The organism is Pantoea sp. AS142, assembly GCF_037152305.1.
Classification (GTDB): domain Bacteria; phylum Pseudomonadota; class Gammaproteobacteria; order Enterobacterales; family Enterobacteriaceae; genus Pantoea.
In genome coordinates, this window is record NZ_JBBCMO010000002.1 from 549,752 (window position 1) to 571,182 (window position 21,431).

Here is a 21,431-nt window from a genome sequence, read left to right on the forward strand (position 1 = left end):
CGCCGATGAACCGATACATGATGTTCCTGATTGCCCGGCGGATTGGCGCTGGCATCCTGACCTTACTTATCGTCTCGGCGGTGGTGTTTTTCATCACCAGCCTGCTGCCGGGGGACGCGGCGCAGATGATCCTCGGTCAGAACGCCACGCCGGAAACCGTGGCGGCGTTACGGCAGCAGCTGGGTCTCGATCAGCCTTTGCTGATGCGCTACGCCCACTGGCTAACGGGCATGGTTCAGGGCGACTTTGGCACCTCATTTGCCAGTCATCTGCCGGTCTCGCAGTTGGTGGCGCAGCGCATTCCCGCGACCTTTGAACTGGCGGGCATCACCACACTGATCTGCGTACCGCTGGCGCTGATTATCGGCATTATCGCGGCGATGAATCGCGGTTCCCGACTCGATCGGGCGCTGGTTATCGGCACCATGGCAACGGTTGCCGTGCCGGAGTTTCTGGTGGCGACGGTGGCGGTGCTGATTTTCGCCGTCAAGCTGCACTGGGTGTCTGCAATGTCGTTCGGCAGCCCGGACAGCGACCTGCTGAGCTACCTCAAAGCCTACGCGCTACCGGTGCTGACGCTCTGCTGCGTGCTGGTGGCGCAGATGGCGCGCATGACGCGGGCGGCGATCATCAATCAGCTTGACAGCCCCTATCTGGAGATGGCGCTGCTGAAAGGGGTTTCGCCGCTCAGAGCCGTGCTGCGCCACGCGTTGCCCAACGCGGTCGGGCCGATCGCCAATGCGATTTCACTCAGCCTCTCCTATCTGTTTGGCGGGGTGATCATTATCGAAACCATCTTCAGCTATCCCGGTCTGGCCAGTCAGCTGGTGGATGCGGTCAGTAACCGCGACCTGCCGGTGGTGCAGCTCTGCGTGATGCTGTTCGCGGCCTGCTACCTGGTGCTGCTGCTGGCGGCAGACATTCTGACTATCGCCTTTAACCCGAAATGGAGAAGCGCATGAATACTCTTCTGTTGCCCTGGCGTTTCTTACAGTCACTCTCCTGGTCGGGCCGGCTGGGCTTGTTGATCTCGCTGTTCTGGCTGCTGATGGCGGTGTTTGGCACCCCGCTGGCCCCGCACAGCATTGATGACATCGGCGGCGGCCCGCTGATGGGTGGCCTGACGTCCGATAACCTGCTGGGCACTGACTACCTGGGGCGCGACATGCTGAGCCGTATTCTGTATGGCGCGAAGTTCTCTATCGGTCTGGCACTGAGTGCGGCGCTGCTGGCCAGCCTGATCGGAACGCTGCTGGCGCTGCTGGCGGCGGTGGCGGGACGCTGGCTGGAGGAGTTACTGGGCCGCGTCAATGACGCACTGCTGGTGCTGCCCGGCAAAGTGCTGTCGCTGATGATCGTCGCGGTATTTGGCTCCTCACTGCCGATGCTGATCCTGACGGCGGTGTTCACCTACTGGCCGGGCGCATTCCGTATCGCATTTGCCATGGCCAGCTCGCTGCGCAGCATGGACTACGTCCGGGCGTCACGGCTGCGAGGCGAGAGCCGCGTGTATATCGCCATTCACGACATTCTGCCCAACATGGTGCACCCGATGCTGACTGACTTTGGCCTGCGCTTTGTCTACATTGTGCTGCTGCTGAGCGGCCTGAGCTTCCTTGGCCTCGGTGTGCAGCCGCCGTATGCCGACTGGGGCACGCTGGTGCGGGAAAATATGCAGGGACTGTTTGATGGCTCGCCTGCGGTGCTGATGCCCGCGCTGGCCATTGCCAGTCTGACCATTGGCGCCAACCTGTTTATTGATAGCCTGCAGGCGATGCGCCCGATGACGCTGGCGAAGGAGGGAGCATGAACGTGACACCACATACCGCCATGCCGGTGATATCGGTTGATAAACTGCGCGTGACCGCACAGACCGATCGCGGTGAAGAGATCGACCTGGTTTCCGACATTCACTTTACCGTGCAGAAGGGTGAGGTGCTGGCGCTGATTGGCGAATCCGGCTCAGGTAAAACGACTATCGCGATGGCGCTAATGGGCTACGCCCGCAGCGGCTGCCGCATCGCTGAGGGCAATATTCACGTTGCCGGCACCGACGTTAACAGCCTGACACCGGGCCAGTTGCGCGCGTTTCGCGGTAACAACGTCGCCTATATCGCCCAGAGCGCGGCGGCGTCGTTTAATCCGGGCATGAAGATCCTCGACCAGGTGATTGAGCCGGTGGTCATCCACGGCACGATGACCCGAAAAGACGCGAAAGCTAAAGCGATTGGCCTGTTCCGTGAGCTGGCGCTGCCTGACCCCGAGACCCTTGGCGACCGGTTCCCGCACCAGGTGTCGGGCGGTCAGTTACAGCGTCTGATGACGGCGATGGCGCTGATCGGCGATCCTGACGTCGTGATCCTTGATGAGCCCACTACCGCGCTGGATGTGACAACCCAGGTCGAAGTGCTGAAGGCGTTTCGCCGCGTGGTGGTGCAGCGCGGCGTCACCGCGATTTACGTCAGTCACGATCTGGCCGTGGTGGCGCAGATGGCAGACCGGATTCTGGTGCTGCTGCGAGGCAAAATGGCGGAATATGGCAGCACCGCACATCTGATTGGCGCACCCCAGGCGGAGTACACCCGTTTACTGATGGAGGCAGCGCGGCAGAAAGAGCGGCCCAGCAACTGGTGTCCGGCTGCTGCCGATATTCACCCGCTGCTGGAGGTGCGCGATCTCAGCGCAGGTTATGGCCCGCGCGGCAGAGACGGCCAGCCGAAAATACGCATTCTGGAGGAGATTAACCTTAAGCTGTGGAAAGGGCAGGCGATTGGCATCATCGGTGAGTCAGGCTCGGGCAAAACGACCCTGGCCCACGCCATTGCCGGACTCAATGCCCCGAGTCAGGGCCATATCCTGTTTAACGGTCACTACATCGCCAGTGATATGCAAAAACGCCCTGACAACGAGCTACGACGTATACAGTATGTCTTCCAGATGGCGGATACCGCGCTGAATCCGGCTCACAGCGTTGAACGCATCCTGTCTCGACCGCTGACGCTGTTTCACGGCCTGAGCGGTGCGGCCCGGCAGCAGCGACTTTATCAGCTGCTGGATCTGGTGCAGCTGCCGCGCAGCGTGCTGTGGCGGCGTCCCTGGGCGCTCTCCGGCGGGCAAAAGCAACGCGTCAATCTGGCGCGTGCGCTGGCGGCTGAGCCAGATCTGATACTGTGTGATGAAGTGACCTCGGCGCTGGATACCGTGGTCGCCGCCGCCGTACTCGACTTGATCAGCGACCTGCGCCGCGAACTGGGGCTGTCAGTGATCTTCATCAGCCATGACATGCATGCAGTGCGTGCGGTGTGCGACGAAATTGTGGTGATGAAGAGCGGTCGCATCGTCACCCAGCTGGCACGTAGCGACTACGACAAGCCGACCAGTGAGTTGTATTTCGAGCGGCTAAAACGCGCGGTGCCGGAGTTGCGTCAGGGCTGGCTGGATGAACATGAAGAGATTTTGAAAGCAGAGTAAGCTGCCGCTTAGCTTGAAGGGCATTCAAATTTATCCGCCTGCACAGCCGCTGTGCGCTGTCCAGGCGACGCGGGTCAACGCACAGCGGTCAGGCTGCCGTGCGCCAGACCAGATACTGACAATAGAGGTCATCTTGTTATGCCTGCACCGATTCGTTATGTACAGGATAGTGCGAATTTTCCCGATTCCGCCGACGTGGTGGTGATTGGCGCTGGTATCGCTGGCGCCGCCGCTACCTGGGAGCTGGCGAAGCAGGGACTGCAGGTCGTGCTCATCGAAAAAGGCCTGGTAGGGGCAGAGCAGTCAAGCCGCAACTGGGGCTGGTGTCGCCAGCAGAACCGCGATGAGCGCGAATTGCCGCTGATTATTTATGCGCTGCAACGCTGGGGGGAGCTTAGCAATGAAACCGGCGAAGAGTTGGGTTTCCGCCGTAGCGGGCTGGTCTACGCCACGCAGGAAGACGCGGATATCGCGGCCTGGGATAAGTGGAACCAGATGGCAAAAGGCTATGGTATGCGCAGTTCAATTCTTACGGCAGAGCAGGCAAAAGCGATGACGCCCGGCAGCACCACAAACTGGCGGGGCGGCCTCTCATCACCCACCGACGGTCACGCTGAGCCACGTCTGGCCGCGCCAGGGCTGGTGGCAGGCGCAATGAAAAAGGGTGCGCTGCTGTTTCAGCAGTGCGCGGTGCGCGGGCTGGATATCGCCGCCGGACGGGTCAGCGGCGTCTGGACCGAACGCGGCCTGATCAAAACCAGCCGGGTGATCTGTGCCGCCGGGGCCTGGACCTCCATGTTCTGCCGTCGTCACGGCATCGATCTGCCGCTGGGCAACGTGATTGGCACTGCCTTCCGCACCCAGCCCATAGCGCAGGCGATCGCGATGCCGCTCTATACGCCGGGCTTTGCCTGCCGGCCACAACTGGACGGCAGCTACACCGTGTCGGTCTCCGGTCGCGGGCGTCTGGAGCCGGGCGCGCAGGGGCTGCGCTATGCGCGCCAGTTCTATCCGACGTTTAAAAGCCGCCGCAAGAATCTCACTCTGAATCTCGGGCTGTCGCCGTTCTTCAGCGGCCCGGAGGCGATGGGGGGCTGGGCATTTGACCGTGAATCGCCGTTTGAGCGTATGCGCATTCTCGATCCGGCGGCGGATGCAAAGATCGTGGAAGAAGGGCTGGCGGCGATGCGTCGTGAATACCCGGCGCTGGCCAATCTCAGGCTGGCGCAGTCCTGGGGCGGCATGATTGATAGCACGCCGGACGCGATTCCGGTGATCTCTACCGTGGCGAAACTGCCGGGGCTGGTGCTCTCGGCGGGCTACAGCGCCCACGGCTTCGGTATCGGACCCGGGGCCGGGCGACTGGCGGCCGACCTTGTAACCGAGGCCACACCGGTGGTTGATCCCACCCCTTATCGCTACAGCCGTCTGGTTGACGGCAGCGGACTTGAAACGCCAGGCATGATGTAAGGAGAACGCTAATGAGCCTGACAATACGCGCAATGACGCCAGATGATATTGAACCGTGTTACAGCATGACGCAGGTGCTGAAATGGCCTCATCGCCGCGAAGACTGGCAGCTGGCGTTGCAGCTTGGCGAGGGCACGGTAATAGAAGATCAGGGTAAATTGATTGGTAGCGCGGTGCTGTGGCGCTGGGGCGACCGTGCCGCCACGGTGGGACTGGTGATTATCGATAACCAGCAGCAGGGGCGCGGCCTGGGCAAACGGCTGATGCTGGCGCAACTGGAAAAAGTGCCGGACGGTAACGTGCGTCTGCACGCCACCGAAATGGGCAAAGGGCTGTATGAAAAGCTCGGCTTTATCAGTTGTGGTGAGATCCGCCAGCACCAGACCCGGGCCGTGACCACGCTGCCAGAGGTGGTGATCCCGGCGGGACTGCAACGGCGCCCGGCGACGGCGGCTGATTATGCCACGCTGGTGACGCTGGATCAGCAGGCACACGGCATGCATCGCCCGGCGCTGATTGATCATCTGCTGCGCGACGGCCAGACCGTGTTGTTGCAGGACGATCAGCAGCAGATTCAGGGTTTCGCCAGCCTGCGCCGCTTTGGTCACGGCTGGGCGATTGGCCCGGTGATCGCAGCCCACTTCCCGGCAGCTCAGGCGCTGGTCGCCTCGCTGATGCAGTCGCTGCAGGGTGAGTTTCTGCGCATCGACACTGACGCCGCGCTGCCGATGGCGGCCTGGCTTGAGAGTCTTGGTATTCCTCAGGTCGATGCGCCCACCACCATGGTGCGCGGCACGCCCTGGACGCCACAGGGGATGCAGGCATTTGGACTCATGACGCAGGCGATGGCCTGATGCACATCGTCTATAAATCGGAGCCGGAACGGGGGCGGATCTGGCAGCGCTGGCTGGCAGAACAGGCGCCGGATATTCAGCTGCATCTCTGGCCGGAGACCGGCGATCCAGACCAGGTTGAGGGACTGGTCGCCTGGCAGCCACCGGCTGACATTGCTGCGCGGTTTCCCCGACTGAAACTGCTGTTCTCGGTAGGTGCCGGGGCCGATCAGTTTGACTTCAGCGCGCTGCCGCCCGACCTGCCGGTGATCAGAATGATCGAGCCGGGTCTGACGCAGGGCATGGTGGAATATGTCACCTTCGCGGTGCTCGGTCTGCATCGCGACATGCCGCGCTATTTCCATCAGCAGCGCCAGCAGCAGTGGCTGGCCCACAATGCAAAACCTGCCGCACAACGTCGGGTGGGTATCATGGGGCTGGGCGAACTGGGCCAGGCCGCGTTAGCGCAACTGGTGGCGCTGGGCTTTGACTGTGCAGGCTGGAGTCGCACACCACGCGATTTACCCGGCGTGCGGTGCTGGCACGGCGTCGATCAGCTGAATGCGTTTCTGGCGCACAGCGAAATTCTGGTCTGCCTGCTGCCGCTGACCCACACCACCCAGGGTTTACTGGATCAGACACTGTTCAGCCAGCTACCGCCCGGCGCGGCGCTGGTGCAAGCCGGGCGCGGCCCGCAGCTAAATCAGACGCATTTGTTGCAGGCACTGGAGAGCGGTCAGTTGCGTGCCGCCGTCATTGATGTCACCGAGCCGGAGCCGTTACCACCGGGCCATCCCTTCTGGCACCATCCCGCCATCTGGCTCACGCCGCACATCGCCAGTCAGACGCAGAATGAGAGCGCGATTGCGGCGCTGCTGGAAAACCTGCGGCGCTATCAGCGTGGCGAACCGCTGCACGGTGAGATTGACCGTTCGCGAGGATATTGAGATGGAACATTTAGTGGCACTGCGCCGCGATCTGCATACGCACCCGGAGCTGGGCTTTCAGGAACAGCGCACCAGCGACATCGTGGCGAATTTCCTGCAACAGCGGGGTATCGAGGTGCACCGTGGCATCGGTAACACCGGCGTGGTCGGGATACTGAAAAAAGGCAGCAGTGAACGCATGATTGGCCTGCGTGCGGATATGGATGCACTACCGATGCAGGATCAGAGCGGCACTGAATGGCAAAGTCGGGCAGAGCAGGTGAGTCATGCCTGCGGCCACGATGGTCACACCGTGATGCTGTTGGGTGCGGCTGAAAAACTGGCGCGCGATATCAGCTTTGACGGCAGCGTCTGCTTTATCTTCCAGCCGGCCGAAGAGGGACTGGCGGGCGCAAAGGCAATGATCGACGACGGGCTGTTCAGCCGCTTTCCCTGCGAGGCGGTCTACGCCATTCATAACTGGCCTGAACTGCCGCTCGGTCAGGTGCAGACCCGGCCTGGTGCCATCATGGCCGCCGCTGACCGCTTCGATATCAAGGTGCTGGGCGGTGGCGGCCATGCTGCACAGCCACACCTGACGCGCGATACCTTGCTGGCGACCAGCCAGCTGGTGGTGCAACTCAATACCCTGGTCTCACGCGCCCTGGATCCGTGCGAAACGGCGCTGCTCACCGTCACCCGGATGCAGGGCGGCTTTTCGCACAACATGATCCCGGCGGAGGCGAGCATCACCGGCACGGTACGTACCTTCAGCCCGGCGGCGCAGGATACGATTGAAGCGCGGTTGCGCCAGTTGGCGGAGCACGTCACCGCCGCTCACGGTCTGCACGCCGAGGTCAGCTATCGGCGCTACTACCCGGCGACGCTGAACAGCGCAGCCGAAGCGCAATTTTGCCTTGAGGCATTGACGCAGGCGGGTATCCCGGCTGACGCCGCGCCCCAGCCTGCGCTCACCTCGGAAGATTTTGCTTTTATGCTGCAGGCGCGGCCCGGTGCCTATCTGTGGCTGGGCTCGTCGCCCTGCAAGCCGCTGCACCATGCCGCCTACGACTTCAACGATGCGCTGATCCCGCATGGCGTTAATGTGTTTGTCGCGCTGATTCGTCAGGCGCTGGCAGAGAAATTTCCCTGCTGAATGCAGCGGGATTTTGACAGGAAATGCCGCTGCCTGGGGAATTACGGCAGCGTGAGAAACCAGCGGGTTGCGATACTTGAGCCAACCGAACGTTACGTGGATGAGGGTTTAAAATGCAGAATGTCAGGGCAGAGCAGCAAGCATATTCCGATAACAGCCTGTTACTGGATGCACGCGAGCAGAATGTGCCGCGCGGCGTCGTCACCGCCCATCCGCTGGTGATCGAACGCGCCAGAGGCAGTGAAGTGTGGGACGTGGAGGGCAATCGCTATCTCGACTTTGTCGGCGGCATCGGCGTGCTGAATGTCGGCCACAATCATCCGGCGGTGGTCAATGCGGTGACCCGCCAGCTTGGTCTGGTGTCTCACGCCTGTTTTCAGGTGGTGGCCTATCCGGGCTACATTGAACTGGCGCAACGGCTGAACAAACTGGTCGGCGGCGACGAGGCGTTCAAAAGCGTCTTTTTCACCAGTGGCGCCGAAGCGGTGGAAAATGCGGTGAAGATTGCCCGCTCACACACCCAACGCCCTGGCATCATCGCGTTTGATGGTGCGTTTCATGGCCGCACCTTGCTGGGTGTCACCCTGACCGGCATGTCCGCGCCTTATAAACAGAATTTTGGCCCGTTTCCTGGGGATATCTACCGTCTGCCGTTCCCGAACCCGCTGCACGGCATCACCGAAGCGGACTGCCTGAAGGCGCTGGATCAGTTATTTGCGGTGCAGATCCTGCCGGAGCGGGTCGCGGCAATAATCATTGAGCCGGTACAGGGTGATGGCGGTTTCCTGCCTGCTGGTCCGGCATTTATGCAGGCGCTGCGTCGCGTCACCAGCCAGCACGGTATTCTGCTGATTTGTGATGAAATCCAGTCCGGCTTCGGGCGTACCGGCACCATGTTCGCCTTCCAGCAACTGGGTATCAAACCCGATTTAGTCACCCTGGCGAAAAGCCTTGGCGGCGGTCTGCCGATTTCCGGCGTGGTCGGGCGGGCGGAGATCATGGATGCACCCGCACCAGGCGGGTTAGGCGGCACCTACGGTGGCAACGCGCTAGGCTGTGCGGCAGCACTGGCGGTGCTGGATCTGTTTGAGCAGGAAAAGCTGTTGCAGCGCGCCTGTCAGCTCGGCGAACAGCTGAATGCCCGTCTGCGACAGCTGGCGGATAAATATGCCTGCATCGGTGACGTGCGCGGCGTGGGCTTTATGCAGGCGGTGGAAATTCTTGATTTCGAAACCGGTCGTCCGGATGCAGCGCTGACCCAGACGATCCTCGACAGCGCCTGCCAGGAAGGACTGCTGTTGATCAAATGCGGCCTGCATCGCAATACTATCCGTTTCCTCGCCCCGCTGGTCACCACCGACTCACAGCTGGAAGAGGCGCTGCATATTGTCGATATTGCGCTGGCCCGTGCCACCGGGCGGTTGGGGTAAAACTGCATTCCTCATTGATTTTGTTGAAATAATTTGAAAATCTCCCGCGGGTATAATCACTGTGAAGCGCTGGCGCGTTTACCGTAAAGCGTGTTATATCTTCGGGAGGTTCTGCACATTTATTGAGAGCCTATCCAATCAGGCTCTGACAATGAGGGGGTGCTATGAACGGCTTAATGAAACTCGACCGCATCGACATCAACATCCTGGTGCAACTCCAGAAAGATGGCCGTATCAGCAACGTTAACCTCGCCGACGCAGTAGGCCTTTCGCCCAGTCCCTGTCTGCAACGGGTCAAACGTCTGGAACAGGCCGGTTTTATCACCGGTTATGAAGCGCATATTAATCTCACCCGCATTACTGATTCGGTGACGGTCTTTACCGAAGTCACCCTGTCTGGCCATCGCCGGGAAGATTTTATGAAATTCGAAAGTGCGATGCGCGATGTCGATGAGCTGATGGAGTGTCATCTGATCACCGGCGGCTATGACTATTTGCTGCGCTTTATTACCCGCAGCATTGAACATTACCAGGAAGTGATTGAGAAGATGCTCGACGCGCAGATCGGCATCGATAAGTACTTCAGTTATATCGTGATTAAATCGCCGATCATGAAAAGCAGCGTGCCGTTGCGATCGCTAATCGGCAAGCAAAATTCGGTGGAGTTCGGCGTGTAACGGGCCGTCTGGCGACGCCCCTCTTCGTCATCCGCTGGAGAGAGGGCCGTCACCGCCATCATCCTGGTCTGTTGCTGCCTGCCTTATCCTTTATCCCTCCACTTCATTTCCCCCTGTCATCTGCCTGTCCCCCCTCAGCATAAAATTTTCTTCCGCTGCAAAATTCAGCCGCTGCGCCCGGTTTTGCGGCGCGCTACAGCCTCAGCCGTTGGGCAAACCCTTTTACACTGATTTCAACCGATACAAGGAGTTGTCATGGACTCATTACAAATTGCTGACCAGCAGTGGCAACGCGATGCGTTTACCGTTTCTACCCGCCGCCAGCGGCTTGATCTGGCATGGATTCACATCCAGCTGGCGGAAAAGTCCTACTGGGCCAAAGGTCAGTCGCAGGCCAAAACCGTGCGCGCGATTGCCGGTTCGCTGCCGTTTGGCCTCTATCATCAGCAGGCACAAATTGGCTTTGCCCGCCTGATCACCGACTACACCCGCTTTGGCTGGCTGTGTGACGTGATCATTGATGAAAACTGGCGCGGTCATGGGCTGGGCAGCTGGCTGGCGACCTGCGTTCGTGAACACCCGGCGTTGCACACGGTACATCGCTGGATGCTGTCAACCCAGGATGCCCATCAGGTCTACCAGCGGCTCGGCTGGCGTGTGGTGCAGCATCCCGAGATGCTGATGGAATTTCCCTTCTCCTGACATTGGAGTTAACCCGATATGCGATACCGCGTTGGCGTGGACATCGGTGGTTCATTTACCGATTTCGCCGTGCTCGATCAGCAAACAAACCAGATCCACACCCTGAAAGTCCTGTCGCGACCGGATCAGCCAGGCAGCGAAATGGCTACCGGGCTGGCGCAGTTTCAGCAGCGTCAGGGTATTGACCCCGCTGAGATTAGCTACTTCACCCACGGCACCACGGTCGGCATCAACGCGGTGATCCAGCGGCGCGGCGTGCGGCTGGCGCTGTTTGCCACCGAGGGCTTCTGCGATGTGCTGGAACTGGCCCGACTGAAAATCCCCCATATCCATGACCTTTTCTCGCGGCGTGCGGCACCGCTGATTACCCGCGATCGGGTGTTTGCCATTCGCGAACGCAGCGACGCGCACGGCAAGGTGCTGCAACCGGTGGACCGCCAGAGTGTGCTGGACGCCATCGATCAGGCCCGCGCCGCAGGCTGTCAGGGCATTGTGGTGTCGCTGCTGCACAGCTATCGCAACCGACACAATGAAGCGGCGGTAAAAGCGATTATCGATGAGGTGGCACCCGAGTTGCTGACCTCCTGTTCCGCCGACATCTGGCCCATTATCCGCGAATATGAACGCACCATTACCGCCACCATCAATGCTTACGTGCAGCCGATGGTGATCCACTACCTCGAATCCTTTGAGCAGGCTCTGCAGCGGCTCGGCGTAAAGCCACCACCGCGTATCACCAAATCCAACGGCGGGGTGATGGGTGTCGAACAGGCGAAACGCGAATGCGTGCAGATGGTGCTCTCCGGTACCGCATCCGGGGTGATTGGCGCCAGCTATCTCGCCAGCGCCTGCGGTTTTGACAAAATCCTCAGCCTGGATATCGGCGGCACCAGCGCCGACGTGGCGGTCATCATCGATGGCAAGGTGGCGCAGGGCAACGGTGAAATCATCGGTGATTTCCCCATCTTTATTCCCTCTGTTGCCGTCACTTCGGTGGGTCAGGGCGGCGGCTCGCTGGCGTGGATAGATGGTCAGGGTGTGTTGCAAATGGGGCCGGACAGCGCCGGATCGCTGCCAGGCCCGGTCTGCTTTCAGCGCGGCGGCACACAGCCCACCGCCACCGATGCCTTTGCCGCCTGCGGCATGATGGGCCATGGTGCGTTGGGTTATAACGCGGTGACGGTTGATGTCACCGCCGCCTGGACGGCGTGGCAGCCGCTGGCCGATGTGCTCAACATTACGGTACAGGAAACGGCGGAGACCGCTATTCAGCTGGCGATCTCCAGCATGTATAGCGACACCAGTGGCCTGCTGTCACGTTTTGGGCTCGATCCGCGTGAGTTCTGGTTCCTCGCCTTTGGCGGGGCCGGGCCAATGATGGGCTGTTTTCTCGCCCGCGAACTGAACATGAAAGGGGTGATTGTGCCGCCGACGCCGGGCGTGCTGTCCGCGCTGGGCGGGCTGGTGGCGGACATCCGTAACGACTTTATCTGCACGCTGTATGGCGATCTGACGCCCGCGCTGGCCGAGACCTTAGCCAGTGAAGCAGAGACGTTGCAGCAGCGCGCCTGTGGCTGGCTGGCTCAGGAGCACGGCAGTGAAATGCCCTACAGCCTGCAGTTCAGCGCAGATATGCGCTATCGCGGTCAGTCGTTTGAGATTGATGTGCCGCTGGAGGCGAAATGGCTGGCACAGGCGGATTTCACTGCGCTGCATAATGCTTTTGATCGCCAGCATCAGCAGGTGTTTGGTCACAGTGACCCGCAGGCACCGGTCCAGCTAATTAATCTGCGACTGGTGATCGCTTCACCAACACCAAAACCGGCCATTAACGCATTGCCACCCGCCACGGAACCGGTGCCGGTGCTGAAGCAGACCCGAGCCTGGATCGACGGCGGCTGGCATCAGGTGGATTTAGTGCTGCGTTCGGTGCTGCGCGCCGGGCATCAACTCAGTGGCCCGGTCATTATCGCCCAGGATGACTGCACCACCTGCGTGCCGCCCGGCATGGGCGTCACGGTCGATACATTCGGTAATCTGCTGATCACGGCGAACGAGGCATAACATGGCGATTGATGGACGTAACTTACAGATTCTGGCGAACTACTGCGCCGCCGCGGCCGATGCGATGGCCTTTACCCTGATGCGCACGGCGCACTCCACCTTCGTGAAAGAGACGGAAGATTTCTCCTGCCAGATTGTCAGCCGTAGCGGACTGGCATTTGCCTCGCCGCGCAGCTTCGGCGCGCCCTGGTACAGCGGCATCGACTATGCGCCGGTGCTGGCGCTGATCGAGGAGTACCGCGAGGGCGATATCTGCATTACCAACGACGCCTACGCCGGCAACGTGGCGACCCATTCACCCGATATCCACATCTGGAAACCGGTTTTCCATCAGGGTGAGATTGTCTGCTTCGTGGTGGGGCACATCCATAACACTGACGTCGGCGGCGCGGTGCCTGCCTCGCTGTCGCGCTCGCTGACCGATATCGTGCAGGAGGGGATCCGCATCCCGCCGCTGAAAATCATGCAACAGGGTCACCTTAATGAAGCGGTTGCCCGCATTATGCGGCTCAATGTGCGGGTGCCGGATCAGAACTGGGGTGATTTCAAAGCGCAACTGGCGTCAGTGAACGTCGGTGAGCGCAAAATCCATGACATCATTGCCCGCTTTGGTATTGACGATTTTTTGCAGGGCATTGAGGGCATTCTCAATTACGCCGAAGCGCAGGCGCGCAGCATTATCAAGACCATTCCCGACGGTGAATACTTTTATGCCGACTACGCCGATGAAGATGGCGAGGGTGGTTACCCCTGTCGCATCGCCGTCACCCTTCGAGTGCAGGGCGATCGGCTGGAGCTGGACTACACCGGCAGCGACCCGCAGTTGTCTTCGTCGCTGAACATGCCGACCGGCGGGCGTGAACGACATCCGCTGGCGCTGGTGGGCGTCACCTATGTGCTCTCCACCCTCAATCGTTCACTGCTGCTTAACGCGGGTACGCTGCGACCGACCCGGGCGATCTTACCCCCAGGCACGGTGATGAATTGTGAAGCACCCGCAGCGGTGGGGATGCGCTCGCTGACCTGTGCGCTGTCGCAGATTGCTACCGTCGGCGTTTTCTCGCTGGCGATGCCGGATCGTTTGCCCGCGAATTCACCGGGTGGCAACGCGATCATGAACATCCGCACTCAGACGCACAACCGCAGCGTGGTCGCCTCGCTGGGTCCGGTGGGTGGCGGCGCGGGCGGCACGCCGCGTCACGACGGACCCGATGGCTCCGGCGGGCTGTCTGCTTTCCTGAAAAACACCCCGATTGAAATCAACGAAGCGGAAGTGCCGATTCGTTTTCATCGTTACGGGCTGGCGCAGGACAGCGCCGGCGCCGGTCGCTATCGCGGCGGCCTGGCGACCGAAATGGCCTTTGAGATTTTTTCGCCCAATACCACCATCACCGCACGCAACCGCAACCGGTCAGTGTTTGCCTCAGCGGGCGTGGTGGGCGGGCAGAGCGGGGCGCTGTCGACCTTTCGTACCCGGCGCAACGGCGAGGTCATTAATCACGGTAACACTGACGTGATCCACTGCCTGCCGGGTGACGTGGTCGAAGTGCGCGGACCCGGCGCGGGCGGTTACGGCCTGCCATCACAGCGCGATGCCGATGCGGTAATGCAGGATGTGCGCTGCGGTTATCTCAGCGTTGCGGCAGCCAGGGCGCAGTATGGCGTGGTGGTGACAGATAACCGCGTGGATCAGTCAGCGACAGAGCGCCTGCGCGCCGCGATGCCGCAGCGGGCAGCGCGCCATTTTGAGCACGGGGAAGCCCGCGACAGTTTCGAAACACGCTGGACGCCGCAGCGGTATCACTTACTTACCCTTTTTCTGGCGGATGCGCCGGTCAGCTGGCGGCACTTCCTGAAAACGCAGGTATTCCGGGCAGTCGCAGAGCAAGGCGAAACGGCGGACATGGCTGAAATATTCAGTCATTTGCGTCAGCGATACCCGGCTATGGCAAACAATTAACGAGACTGGTGCATCGTCTACTACGCTTTAAGTCTGCATGGACAACGAGGGCAACGCGACGATGAGCATGAAAACCAGTGATTTTTTTGTCCAGCGCCTGAAAGAGTGGGGCGTTACTCGCATCTACGGCTATCCCGGTGACGGGATAAATGGCGTGCTGGGGGCAATCCAGCGCGCGAACGCCAAAGGCGACGGCATCGAATTTATTCAGGTGCGCCACGAAGAGATGGCGGCCTTTATGGCGGCCGGGCACGCAAAATTCACCGGGGAGCTGGGCGTCTGCCTCTCTACCGGCGGGCCGGGCGCGACCCATCTGCTGACCGGACTCTATGACGCCAAAATGGATCATGCCCCGGTGCTGGCGATTGCCGGACAGGCAGAAGCGACCGCGCGGGGGGCCAGTTATCAGCAGGAAATGAACCTGGACCGCGTCTTCTCGGACGTGGCCAACTTCGTTCAGGAAGCCTCAACACCGACCCAGGTGCGCCATCTGCTGGACCGTGGCGTGCGTATCGCCAAAGCGCAAAATGGCGTGGCGGTGATCATCATCCCTAAAGATATTCAGGATGAAGAGTGGCAGCCGCCGCAGCACCTTCACGGTTTTACTCATTCTGGCAGCGGCTATCAGCGTCCCAAAGTGATCCCCTATGAGGCAGATTTGCAACGCGCCGCTGAGGTGCTCAACGCCGGTAAAAAAGTGGCGATTCTGATTGGTGCAGGCGCACGCAACGCCGCGGTGGAAGTGGTACAGGTCGCCAATGTGCTGGGCGCGGGCGTGGCTAAAGCGCTGCTGGGCAAAGATGTGCTGCCCGATGACGCCCCTTTTGTTACCGGCTCGATTGGCCTGCTCGGCACCAAACCCTCATCAGATCTAATGCAGAACTGCGACACCCTCCTGATGATCGGCAGTGGCTTTCCGTGGACGGAATTTCTGCCGGAAGAGGGCAAGGCGCGTGCGGTACAGATCGATATCGATCCCGCCATGCTTGGCCTGCGCTATCCGAGTGAAGTTAACCTGCATGGCGATGCGGCTGAAACCCTGCGCGCCCTGCTGCCGCTGCTTGAGCACAAAGAGGATCGCAGCTGGCAGGAAGATATTGCGGTTCAGGTGCGTGACTGGTGGACGCTGATGGAAGAGCGCGCCATGGCACCTGCTAATCCGGTCAATCCGCAGCGGGTGGTGTGGGAGATGTCACCCCAGCTACCGGACAACGCTATTGTCACCTCGGACTCTGGCTCCTGCGCCAACTGGTTCGCCCGCGACTATCGGGTTAAACAGGGGCAGCGCGCTTCGCTCTCCGGTGGCCTGGCCTGCATGGGTGCGGCAGTGCCCTACGCGATTGCCGCGAAATTTGCCCACCCGGAAAAACCGGTGGTGGCGTTGGTGGGGGACGGTGCAATGCAGATGAACAATATGGCCGAGCTGATCACCATTCAGAAATACTGGCAGCAGTGGGCCGATCCGCGCCTGATTGTCTGCGTGTTCAACAACCAGGATCTCAATCAGGTCACCTGGGAGCAGCGGGTCATGGAGGGCAATCCACGCTTTGACGCTTCGCAGCAACTGCCGGACGTGAAGTATGCCGAGTTTGCGCAGTCGCTGGGGATGGTCGGTATTTTTGTCGATAATCCTGACGACCTGGCCGGTGCCTGGCAACGTGCGCTTAGCGCCGATCGCCCGGTATTGCTGGAGGTGAAAACCGATCCGGAAGTCGCCCCGTTACCGCCCCATATCACCTTCAAGCAGGCGAAAGCCTTTATGTCGTCAATGGTGAAGGGCGATCGCGGCGCAGCGCAGATCATCAGCGACACCGCCAGTCAACTGTTCCATAAAAAGCATTAAGGGCTAAGCGGGGCAGTCGCGCCTCACTACTCTTTCTCCCCGGATGCACTCGCGTCCGGGTCTGACATCACTTCATCATCAACGGGAGTTTTACCATGACTACGCATTCCAGCCCTGTCTGGTTTATATCGGGATGTTCAACGGGTTTTGGTCGTGAACTGGCGCAGCAGACCATCGCGCGTGGTTTCAAGGTGGTCGTAACGGCGCGTGAGACTTCGTCCGTTGCCGATCTGGTTGAAGGACATGACAACGCGCTCGCGGTGGCGCTGGATGTGACGCAGCAGGCGAGCATCGACCAGGCGGTTCAGGCGGCACTTGACGCATTCGGCACCCTTGATGTGCTGGTGAATAATGCCGGTTACGGCTATCAGAGCTCGGTGGAAGAGGGTGTCGAGAGCGAAATCCGCGCGCAGTTTGATGCCAATGTCTTTGGCCTGTTTGCCCTGACCCGCGCCGTGCTGCCCGTGATGCGCCAGGCGCGCAGGGGCCACGTGATCAACATCACCTCCGTGGCGGGCTTTATTGGTTTTGCCAGTTCTGGCTACTACTCTGCCAGCAAACATGCGGTGGAAGGCTGGTCGGATGCGCTGGCGCAGGAAGCGGGGCCGCTGGGTATTCACGTCACCTGCGTCGAGCCAGGCCCGTTCCGCACCGATTGGGCCGGACGTTCACTGCATCAGACGCCGAGCGTGCTGCCGGAGTATGCGGACACTGCAGCCGCGCGGATGAAAGCCACCGCCGAATACAGTGGTACCCAGAAAGGTGACCCGGCGCGGGCCGCCAGGGCGATGATTGCCATCACTGAACATGACAACCCGCCACGCCATCTGGTGATGGGCGCCTGGGGCCATGACGCCGTCACCAGTAAGCTTAAAGCGCGGCTGGCTGAGATAGAATCCTGGAAACAGACGTCGGTGGAAACTGATTTTCCGGAGTAGAGGTGAGAGCATTGCAAATGGTCGGAAACGGCCCGGCGTGCTAAACCGGTAAACACAGAAAGGCCCGCTTTCAGGGCCTTTAACAGAAGCATAGGGATAGGGTGTCTCTGTTTTACGCAACTGCAGACGGTTCCTGCAGGCAGCATGTGAATCTATAAGCCGCGAATTTCCATTACTGTTCAGTCTTGTTAAAAGCCACATGAAAGCGGTAGTTATCCATTCCTGCATGACCGACGCTGTTGCCGTTCGCGAAAGCGTTTTATCAACTCTCCTGCAAATTTACGCCTTTATGCGCGCACCCTTATCGCGCAGCCCTGCGCCATCGCCGTGCTGAAAAAACAGACAGCGACCTGCCCCCTGACATCATAAGAATTCGATCTTGTATCCCAGCCCGTATTCCACCGCGCATCCCCGCCTCAGACCCGGCAGTTCGCGGTTATCTGGCACGCTTCATGCACTCGCTGACAGCGACACTTTTGGCGAGGTAAACCATGTTTGACTCCTTATTAGACGAAGATGCCACCACGATGGCCGCACTCATCCGCCTCGGGGACGTCTCAGCCTGCGAACTCACCGGGGCGGCGCTGGCGCGAATGGAGAAGCGTGAACCGGCAATACGGGCCTTTTGTACCCCGACGCCCGGCATCGCGCTGGCTCAGGCCAGAGCCGTGGACGCCCGACGTGCGCGCGGAGAAACACTGGGCGCGCTGGCAGGCGTACCGCTGGCAGTAAAAGATTTAATCTGCACCGCCAACGTCAGAACCACCTCCGGTTCGGTGGCTTACAAAGATTTCGTGCCGGAAGATGATGACATCACCGTGGAACGACTGCTGGCCGCCGACGCCATTCTGCTTGGCAAAACTACCGCACCGGAGTTTGGCTACAGCGGTGTCGGGCATAATCCGCTGTTTCCGTCGCCACGGAATCCCTGGGATCTGACCATGACACCCGGTGGTTCCAGCGCCGGTTCCGGTGCGGCAGTGGCGGCGCGCCTCTGCCCGATAGCACTCGGCAGTGACGGCGGCGGGTCAGTACGGATTCCGGCGGCGCACTGCGGTATTTTCGGCTTCAAGGCGTCGATGGGCCGGGTGCCGCTGTGGCCCGGCTGCCGTGATGAACGTTACCCTGGCGTGTCGAGCTGGGAGTCGCTGGAGCATATTGGTCCGATGACGCGCAGCGTGCGCGATGCCGCCCTGATGATGTCGCTGATGGCGGGCCCGGACATGCGTGACCGCCACTCAATTCCCTGCAGTGACGTTGACTGGCTGAACGCGCCACACCACCTGCCCGGCAAACTACGTATCGCCTTCAGCGCGGATTTTGGCTATGTAGCCGTTGACCCGGCAGTCCGGACAGTGGTCGGCACGGCGGTGCAGCGCTTTGCGGCTGAAATCGGAGCTGAACTGGAACAGGCTGATCCCGGCTTCACCGATCCGGCTGCCGCCTTTGGTGCGCTAGTGGCGATGGAGAGCGATCTTACCGGCATGCGTCAGATGATGGCGGAGCAGGGCAGCGCGATGTCACCGCATCTGGTCGCCATGCTCCAGCGCGACTGGCGGGCGGAAAACTTCACCGATGCCATCGCCACCCGCAAAGCGGTCAGCAACAGCCTGTGGCGCTTTATGCAGCGTTTTGATCTGCTGATCACCCCGACACTGGCGGTGCCGCCGTTTCCACTGGGGATGCAAGGCCCGGAGATCATTGATGGGCGCAGGGTCAGCAGCGATCACTGGCTCTCGTTCTGCTACCCGTTCAATTTCACCGGTCAGCCTGCTGCGTCGGTGCCCGCCGGTTTTACCGCCAGCGGCTTACCTGTAGGTCTGCAGATTGTCGGACGTCATCTCGATGATGCCTTAGTGTTGGCTGCCAGTGCCGCTTTCGAGCGCATTCAGCCGTGGAATCACCTTCAACCCGGAATCGTCTAATGAAAACCTCTTCTACACCTGCGCTGGAGCAGGAGTTTGAACATCAGCCGGTACCGCTGTCGCACCGTCACGCAACCCGTTCCGTCTCGGCGGTCTGGTTTGGATTTCCGATGATCCTGACCAATGCGCTGTTTGGCGGCATCATTACCTGGCATCTGGGCTTCTGGCCCGCGCTAATCGCCATTTTGCTGGGAAACCTGGTGCTGTTCGCCTATGTCGGCGCGCTGAGCTGGTATGCCGGTCACAGCGGGATGAACTTCGCTCTGCAGGCCAGACGTACCTTTGGCAGCAAAGGCTACATCCTGGTTTCGGGTTTTCTCTCGACGGTGGTGATCGGCTGGTATGCCTTCCAGACGGGTCTCACCGGCACGGTGATTAATCAGACCTTTGGCTGGAATGCGCTGGCGGTGACGGCGTTTGCGATGCTGCTCTATACCGGCATAACGTTCCTGGGCGTGCGGGCGCTGTCGGTGCTGGGGATGATCGCCGCGCCGCTGTTTGTGGTGCTGGGGATGGTGGCGCTGTGGCTGATTAGCAAACAGCATGACTTCTCGGTAGTGACGCAGTGGAAGGGGAGTGCCAGCGCAGCCGGTGCAATGAGTATGGGGACTGCTGTCACCCTGGTGGTAGCCGGTTTTGCCGACTCCGGCACCATGACTGCTGACTTTACCCGCTGGTCAAAGAATGGCCGCTCGGCAGTCATCGCCGCGTTTTCGGCCTTCCCGGTTGCCAACGTGATCTCCTATCTGTTCGGTGTGGTGATTGTGGCGGTGGGCGCGGCAGTTGATCCGCTGACCAACGGCGGTAACTTCCTGCCGATGCTGATGGGGCACAGCGCTTTCCTGTCAGTGGTGGCCTGTCTGTTTGTCTTTATCAATCTGGGATCGGTCTGCACCCACTGCCTCTACAACGGCGCAGTGGGCTTCAGTCATCTGTTCAGCAGCAAAATGCGGATCTGGACGCTGATCCTCGGGGCCATTGGCGGCGTGCTGGCACTGGCAGGTGTCTGGTCTTACTTCCTGGAGTGGCTCAGCCTGCTGGGCATTGTGGTGCCGCCATTTGGTGCCGTGATGATTGTGGATTTGATCGTTATGGCGCGCATCAGCGAGCAGCGTCCGGCGCAGCGTTTCCGTGGCACCGCATTTGCCGCCTGGGCGATGGGCAGCCTGTGTGCGGTGATCGCTCACGTGGCTTTTCCGCAGTTCGGTGAAGCGGTGATCGGTCTGGTGACCGCCGCCATCAGCTATAGCGTTATCAGCAAAATGCGCCTGCCGCGCCCGGTCATGGAGAACAGCAATGCCCGACTACAGCGTTAATTCCACCCCTTATGCCTGGCCGTTTGACGGCAGTTTTACCCCGACAGACAGCGCGCTTCTCGTGATTGATATGCAGACCGATTTCTGTGGCGTGGGCGGCTATGTCGACAGCATGGGCTATGACGTGAGCCTGACTCGCGCACCCATTGCCCCGTTGCAGCAGGTGCTGGCAGCGATGCGCGCCCGGCAGTTTCCGATTATTCATACCCGCGAAGGGCACCGGCCCGATCTTAGCGATTTACCCGCTAACAAACGCTGGCGGTCACGACGGATGAACGCCGGCATCGGGGATGCAGGGCCGTGCGGCCGTATTCTGGTGCGCGGTGAACCGGGGTGGCAGATTATCCCGGAGCTGGCACCGTTGCCGGGTGAAGTGGTGATCGATAAGCCGGGCAAGGGATCGTTTTACGCGACCGATCTGGAGTTAATCCTGCGCAGCCGCGGTATCCGAAATCTGATCCTCACCGGCATTACCACCGACGTCTGCGTTCATACCACATTGCGCGAAGCCAACGATCGCGGCTTTGAGTGTCTGGTGCTGTCCGATTGCTGCGCTGCGACCGAACACCGCCATCATGAGGCAGCGCTGAGCATGATCCGTATGCAGGGCGGCATCTTTGGCGCTGTCGCCACGTCTGCCGCGCTGCTGGATAGCCTGGGCGTGTAGCTAGTGCGCAAAGGCGGCCATGTCCGTTGCCGCATCGTTAGCGGGAGCAGGGT

The 21,431-nt window shown here is 60.6% G+C and carries 17 protein-coding genes; all 17 read left to right on the plus strand.

Going from position 1 to position 21,431, the window contains the following annotated elements:
• Nucleotides 1-5: 5 nt before the first annotated feature.
• The 17 genes from WFO64_RS07480 (at nt 6) to biuH (ending at nt 21,378) form a co-directional block, all read left to right on the plus strand.
• Nucleotides 6-962, plus strand: coding sequence for an ABC transporter permease (locus WFO64_RS07480; protein ID WP_337010329.1), 957 nt, complete (start codon nt 6-8; stop codon nt 960-962).
• Nucleotides 959-1,810, plus strand: a complete 852-nt coding sequence (locus WFO64_RS07485; RefSeq protein WP_337010331.1) for an ABC transporter permease — start codon at nt 959-961, stop codon at nt 1,808-1,810. Before WFO64_RS07480 ends, WFO64_RS07485 begins: the two co-directional genes overlap by 4 nt.
• Nucleotides 1,807-3,471, plus strand: coding sequence for an ABC transporter ATP-binding protein (locus WFO64_RS07490; RefSeq protein ID WP_337010333.1), 1,665 nt, complete (start codon nt 1,807-1,809; stop codon nt 3,469-3,471). The genes WFO64_RS07485 and WFO64_RS07490 overlap by 4 nt, the downstream gene beginning before the upstream one ends.
• Before the next feature lie 138 nt (nt 3,472-3,609).
• On the plus strand, nt 3,610-4,941 hold the full coding sequence (locus WFO64_RS07495) for an NAD(P)/FAD-dependent oxidoreductase (RefSeq protein ID WP_337010335.1): 1,332 nt from the start codon (nt 3,610-3,612) through the stop codon (nt 4,939-4,941).
• 11 nt (nt 4,942-4,952) lie between these two features.
• Complete coding sequence (locus WFO64_RS07500; protein WP_337010337.1) at nt 4,953-5,795, plus strand: GNAT family N-acetyltransferase; 843 nt, start codon at nt 4,953-4,955, stop codon at nt 5,793-5,795.
• The gene (locus WFO64_RS07505; RefSeq protein ID WP_337010339.1) at nt 5,795-6,721 is read left to right on the plus strand and encodes a 2-hydroxyacid dehydrogenase; all 927 of its coding nucleotides are present in this window, start codon (nt 5,795-5,797) and stop codon (nt 6,719-6,721) included. Before WFO64_RS07500 ends, WFO64_RS07505 begins: the two co-directional genes overlap by 1 nt.
• Before the next feature lies 1 nt (nt 6,722).
• Nucleotides 6,723-7,856, plus strand: coding sequence for a M20 aminoacylase family protein (locus WFO64_RS07510; RefSeq protein ID WP_337010341.1), 1,134 nt, complete (start codon nt 6,723-6,725; stop codon nt 7,854-7,856).
• Nucleotides 7,857-7,969: 113 nt separating this feature from the next.
• The gene (gene gabT / locus WFO64_RS07515) at nt 7,970-9,286 is read left to right on the plus strand and encodes a 4-aminobutyrate--2-oxoglutarate transaminase (protein WP_337010343.1); all 1,317 of its coding nucleotides are present in this window, start codon (nt 7,970-7,972) and stop codon (nt 9,284-9,286) included.
• Nucleotides 9,287-9,450: 164 nt separating this feature from the next.
• Nucleotides 9,451-9,963, plus strand: a complete 513-nt coding sequence (locus WFO64_RS07520; protein ID WP_031377062.1) for an Lrp/AsnC family transcriptional regulator — start codon at nt 9,451-9,453, stop codon at nt 9,961-9,963.
• A 255-nt stretch (nt 9,964-10,218) separates the two neighbouring features.
• Nucleotides 10,219-10,665 (plus strand): GNAT family N-acetyltransferase, encoded by a 447-nt coding sequence (locus tag WFO64_RS07525; protein ID WP_337010345.1) that lies wholly within the window; start codon nt 10,219-10,221, stop codon nt 10,663-10,665.
• 18 nt (nt 10,666-10,683) lie between these two features.
• Nucleotides 10,684-12,729, plus strand: a complete 2,046-nt coding sequence (locus WFO64_RS07530; RefSeq protein ID WP_337010347.1) for a hydantoinase/oxoprolinase family protein — start codon at nt 10,684-10,686, stop codon at nt 12,727-12,729.
• 1 nt (nt 12,730) lies between these two features.
• Complete coding sequence (locus WFO64_RS07535) at nt 12,731-14,689, plus strand: hydantoinase B/oxoprolinase family protein (RefSeq protein WP_337010349.1); 1,959 nt, start codon at nt 12,731-12,733, stop codon at nt 14,687-14,689.
• Between the two features lie 61 nt (nt 14,690-14,750).
• Nucleotides 14,751-16,532, plus strand: coding sequence for a thiamine pyrophosphate-requiring protein (locus tag WFO64_RS07540; RefSeq protein ID WP_337010351.1), 1,782 nt, complete (start codon nt 14,751-14,753; stop codon nt 16,530-16,532).
• Nucleotides 16,533-16,627: 95 nt separating this feature from the next.
• Complete coding sequence (locus WFO64_RS07545) at nt 16,628-17,470, plus strand: oxidoreductase (protein WP_337010353.1); 843 nt, start codon at nt 16,628-16,630, stop codon at nt 17,468-17,470.
• A gap of 491 nt (nt 17,471-17,961) precedes the next feature.
• Nucleotides 17,962-19,395 (plus strand): amidase, encoded by a 1,434-nt coding sequence (locus WFO64_RS07550; protein WP_337010355.1) that lies wholly within the window; start codon nt 17,962-17,964, stop codon nt 19,393-19,395.
• A complete protein-coding gene (locus WFO64_RS07555) occupies nt 19,395-20,711 on the plus strand; it encodes a purine-cytosine permease family protein (RefSeq protein WP_337010357.1) in 1,317 nt (438 codons plus the stop codon). Before WFO64_RS07550 ends, WFO64_RS07555 begins: the two co-directional genes overlap by 1 nt.
• On the plus strand, nt 20,692-21,378 hold the full coding sequence (biuH, locus tag WFO64_RS07560) for a biuret amidohydrolase (protein ID WP_337010359.1): 687 nt from the start codon (nt 20,692-20,694) through the stop codon (nt 21,376-21,378). The genes WFO64_RS07555 and biuH overlap by 20 nt, the downstream gene beginning before the upstream one ends.
• Nucleotides 21,379-21,431 lie beyond the last annotated feature (53 nt).

Excerpts from the sequence above, each read along its gene's own strand:
- WFO64_RS07480 (WP_337010329.1), top strand. The coding sequence starts at position 6 with ATGAACCGATACATGATGTTCCTGATTGCCCGGCGGATTGGCGCTGGC.
- WFO64_RS07485 (WP_337010331.1), top strand. The coding sequence starts at position 959 with ATGAATACTCTTCTGTTGCCCTGGCGTTTCTTACAGTCACTCTCCTGG.
- WFO64_RS07490 (WP_337010333.1), top strand. The coding sequence starts at position 1,807 with ATGAACGTGACACCACATACCGCCATGCCGGTGATATCGGTTGATAAA.
- WFO64_RS07495 (WP_337010335.1), top strand. The coding sequence starts at position 3,610 with ATGCCTGCACCGATTCGTTATGTACAGGATAGTGCGAATTTTCCCGAT.
- WFO64_RS07500 (WP_337010337.1), top strand. The coding sequence starts at position 4,953 with ATGAGCCTGACAATACGCGCAATGACGCCAGATGATATTGAACCGTGT.
- WFO64_RS07505 (WP_337010339.1), top strand. The coding sequence starts at position 5,795 with ATGCACATCGTCTATAAATCGGAGCCGGAACGGGGGCGGATCTGGCAG.
- WFO64_RS07510 (WP_337010341.1), top strand. The coding sequence starts at position 6,723 with ATGGAACATTTAGTGGCACTGCGCCGCGATCTGCATACGCACCCGGAG.
- gabT (WP_337010343.1), top strand. The coding sequence starts at position 7,970 with ATGCAGAATGTCAGGGCAGAGCAGCAAGCATATTCCGATAACAGCCTG.
- WFO64_RS07520 (WP_031377062.1), top strand. The coding sequence starts at position 9,451 with ATGAACGGCTTAATGAAACTCGACCGCATCGACATCAACATCCTGGTG.
- WFO64_RS07525 (WP_337010345.1), top strand. The coding sequence starts at position 10,219 with ATGGACTCATTACAAATTGCTGACCAGCAGTGGCAACGCGATGCGTTT.
- WFO64_RS07530 (WP_337010347.1), top strand. The coding sequence starts at position 10,684 with ATGCGATACCGCGTTGGCGTGGACATCGGTGGTTCATTTACCGATTTC.
- WFO64_RS07535 (WP_337010349.1), top strand. The coding sequence starts at position 12,731 with ATGGCGATTGATGGACGTAACTTACAGATTCTGGCGAACTACTGCGCC.
- WFO64_RS07540 (WP_337010351.1), top strand. The coding sequence starts at position 14,751 with ATGAGCATGAAAACCAGTGATTTTTTTGTCCAGCGCCTGAAAGAGTGG.
- WFO64_RS07545 (WP_337010353.1), top strand. The coding sequence starts at position 16,628 with ATGACTACGCATTCCAGCCCTGTCTGGTTTATATCGGGATGTTCAACG.
- WFO64_RS07550 (WP_337010355.1), top strand. The coding sequence starts at position 17,962 with ATGTTTGACTCCTTATTAGACGAAGATGCCACCACGATGGCCGCACTC.
- WFO64_RS07555 (WP_337010357.1), top strand. The coding sequence starts at position 19,395 with ATGAAAACCTCTTCTACACCTGCGCTGGAGCAGGAGTTTGAACATCAG.
- biuH (WP_337010359.1), top strand. The coding sequence starts at position 20,692 with ATGCCCGACTACAGCGTTAATTCCACCCCTTATGCCTGGCCGTTTGAC.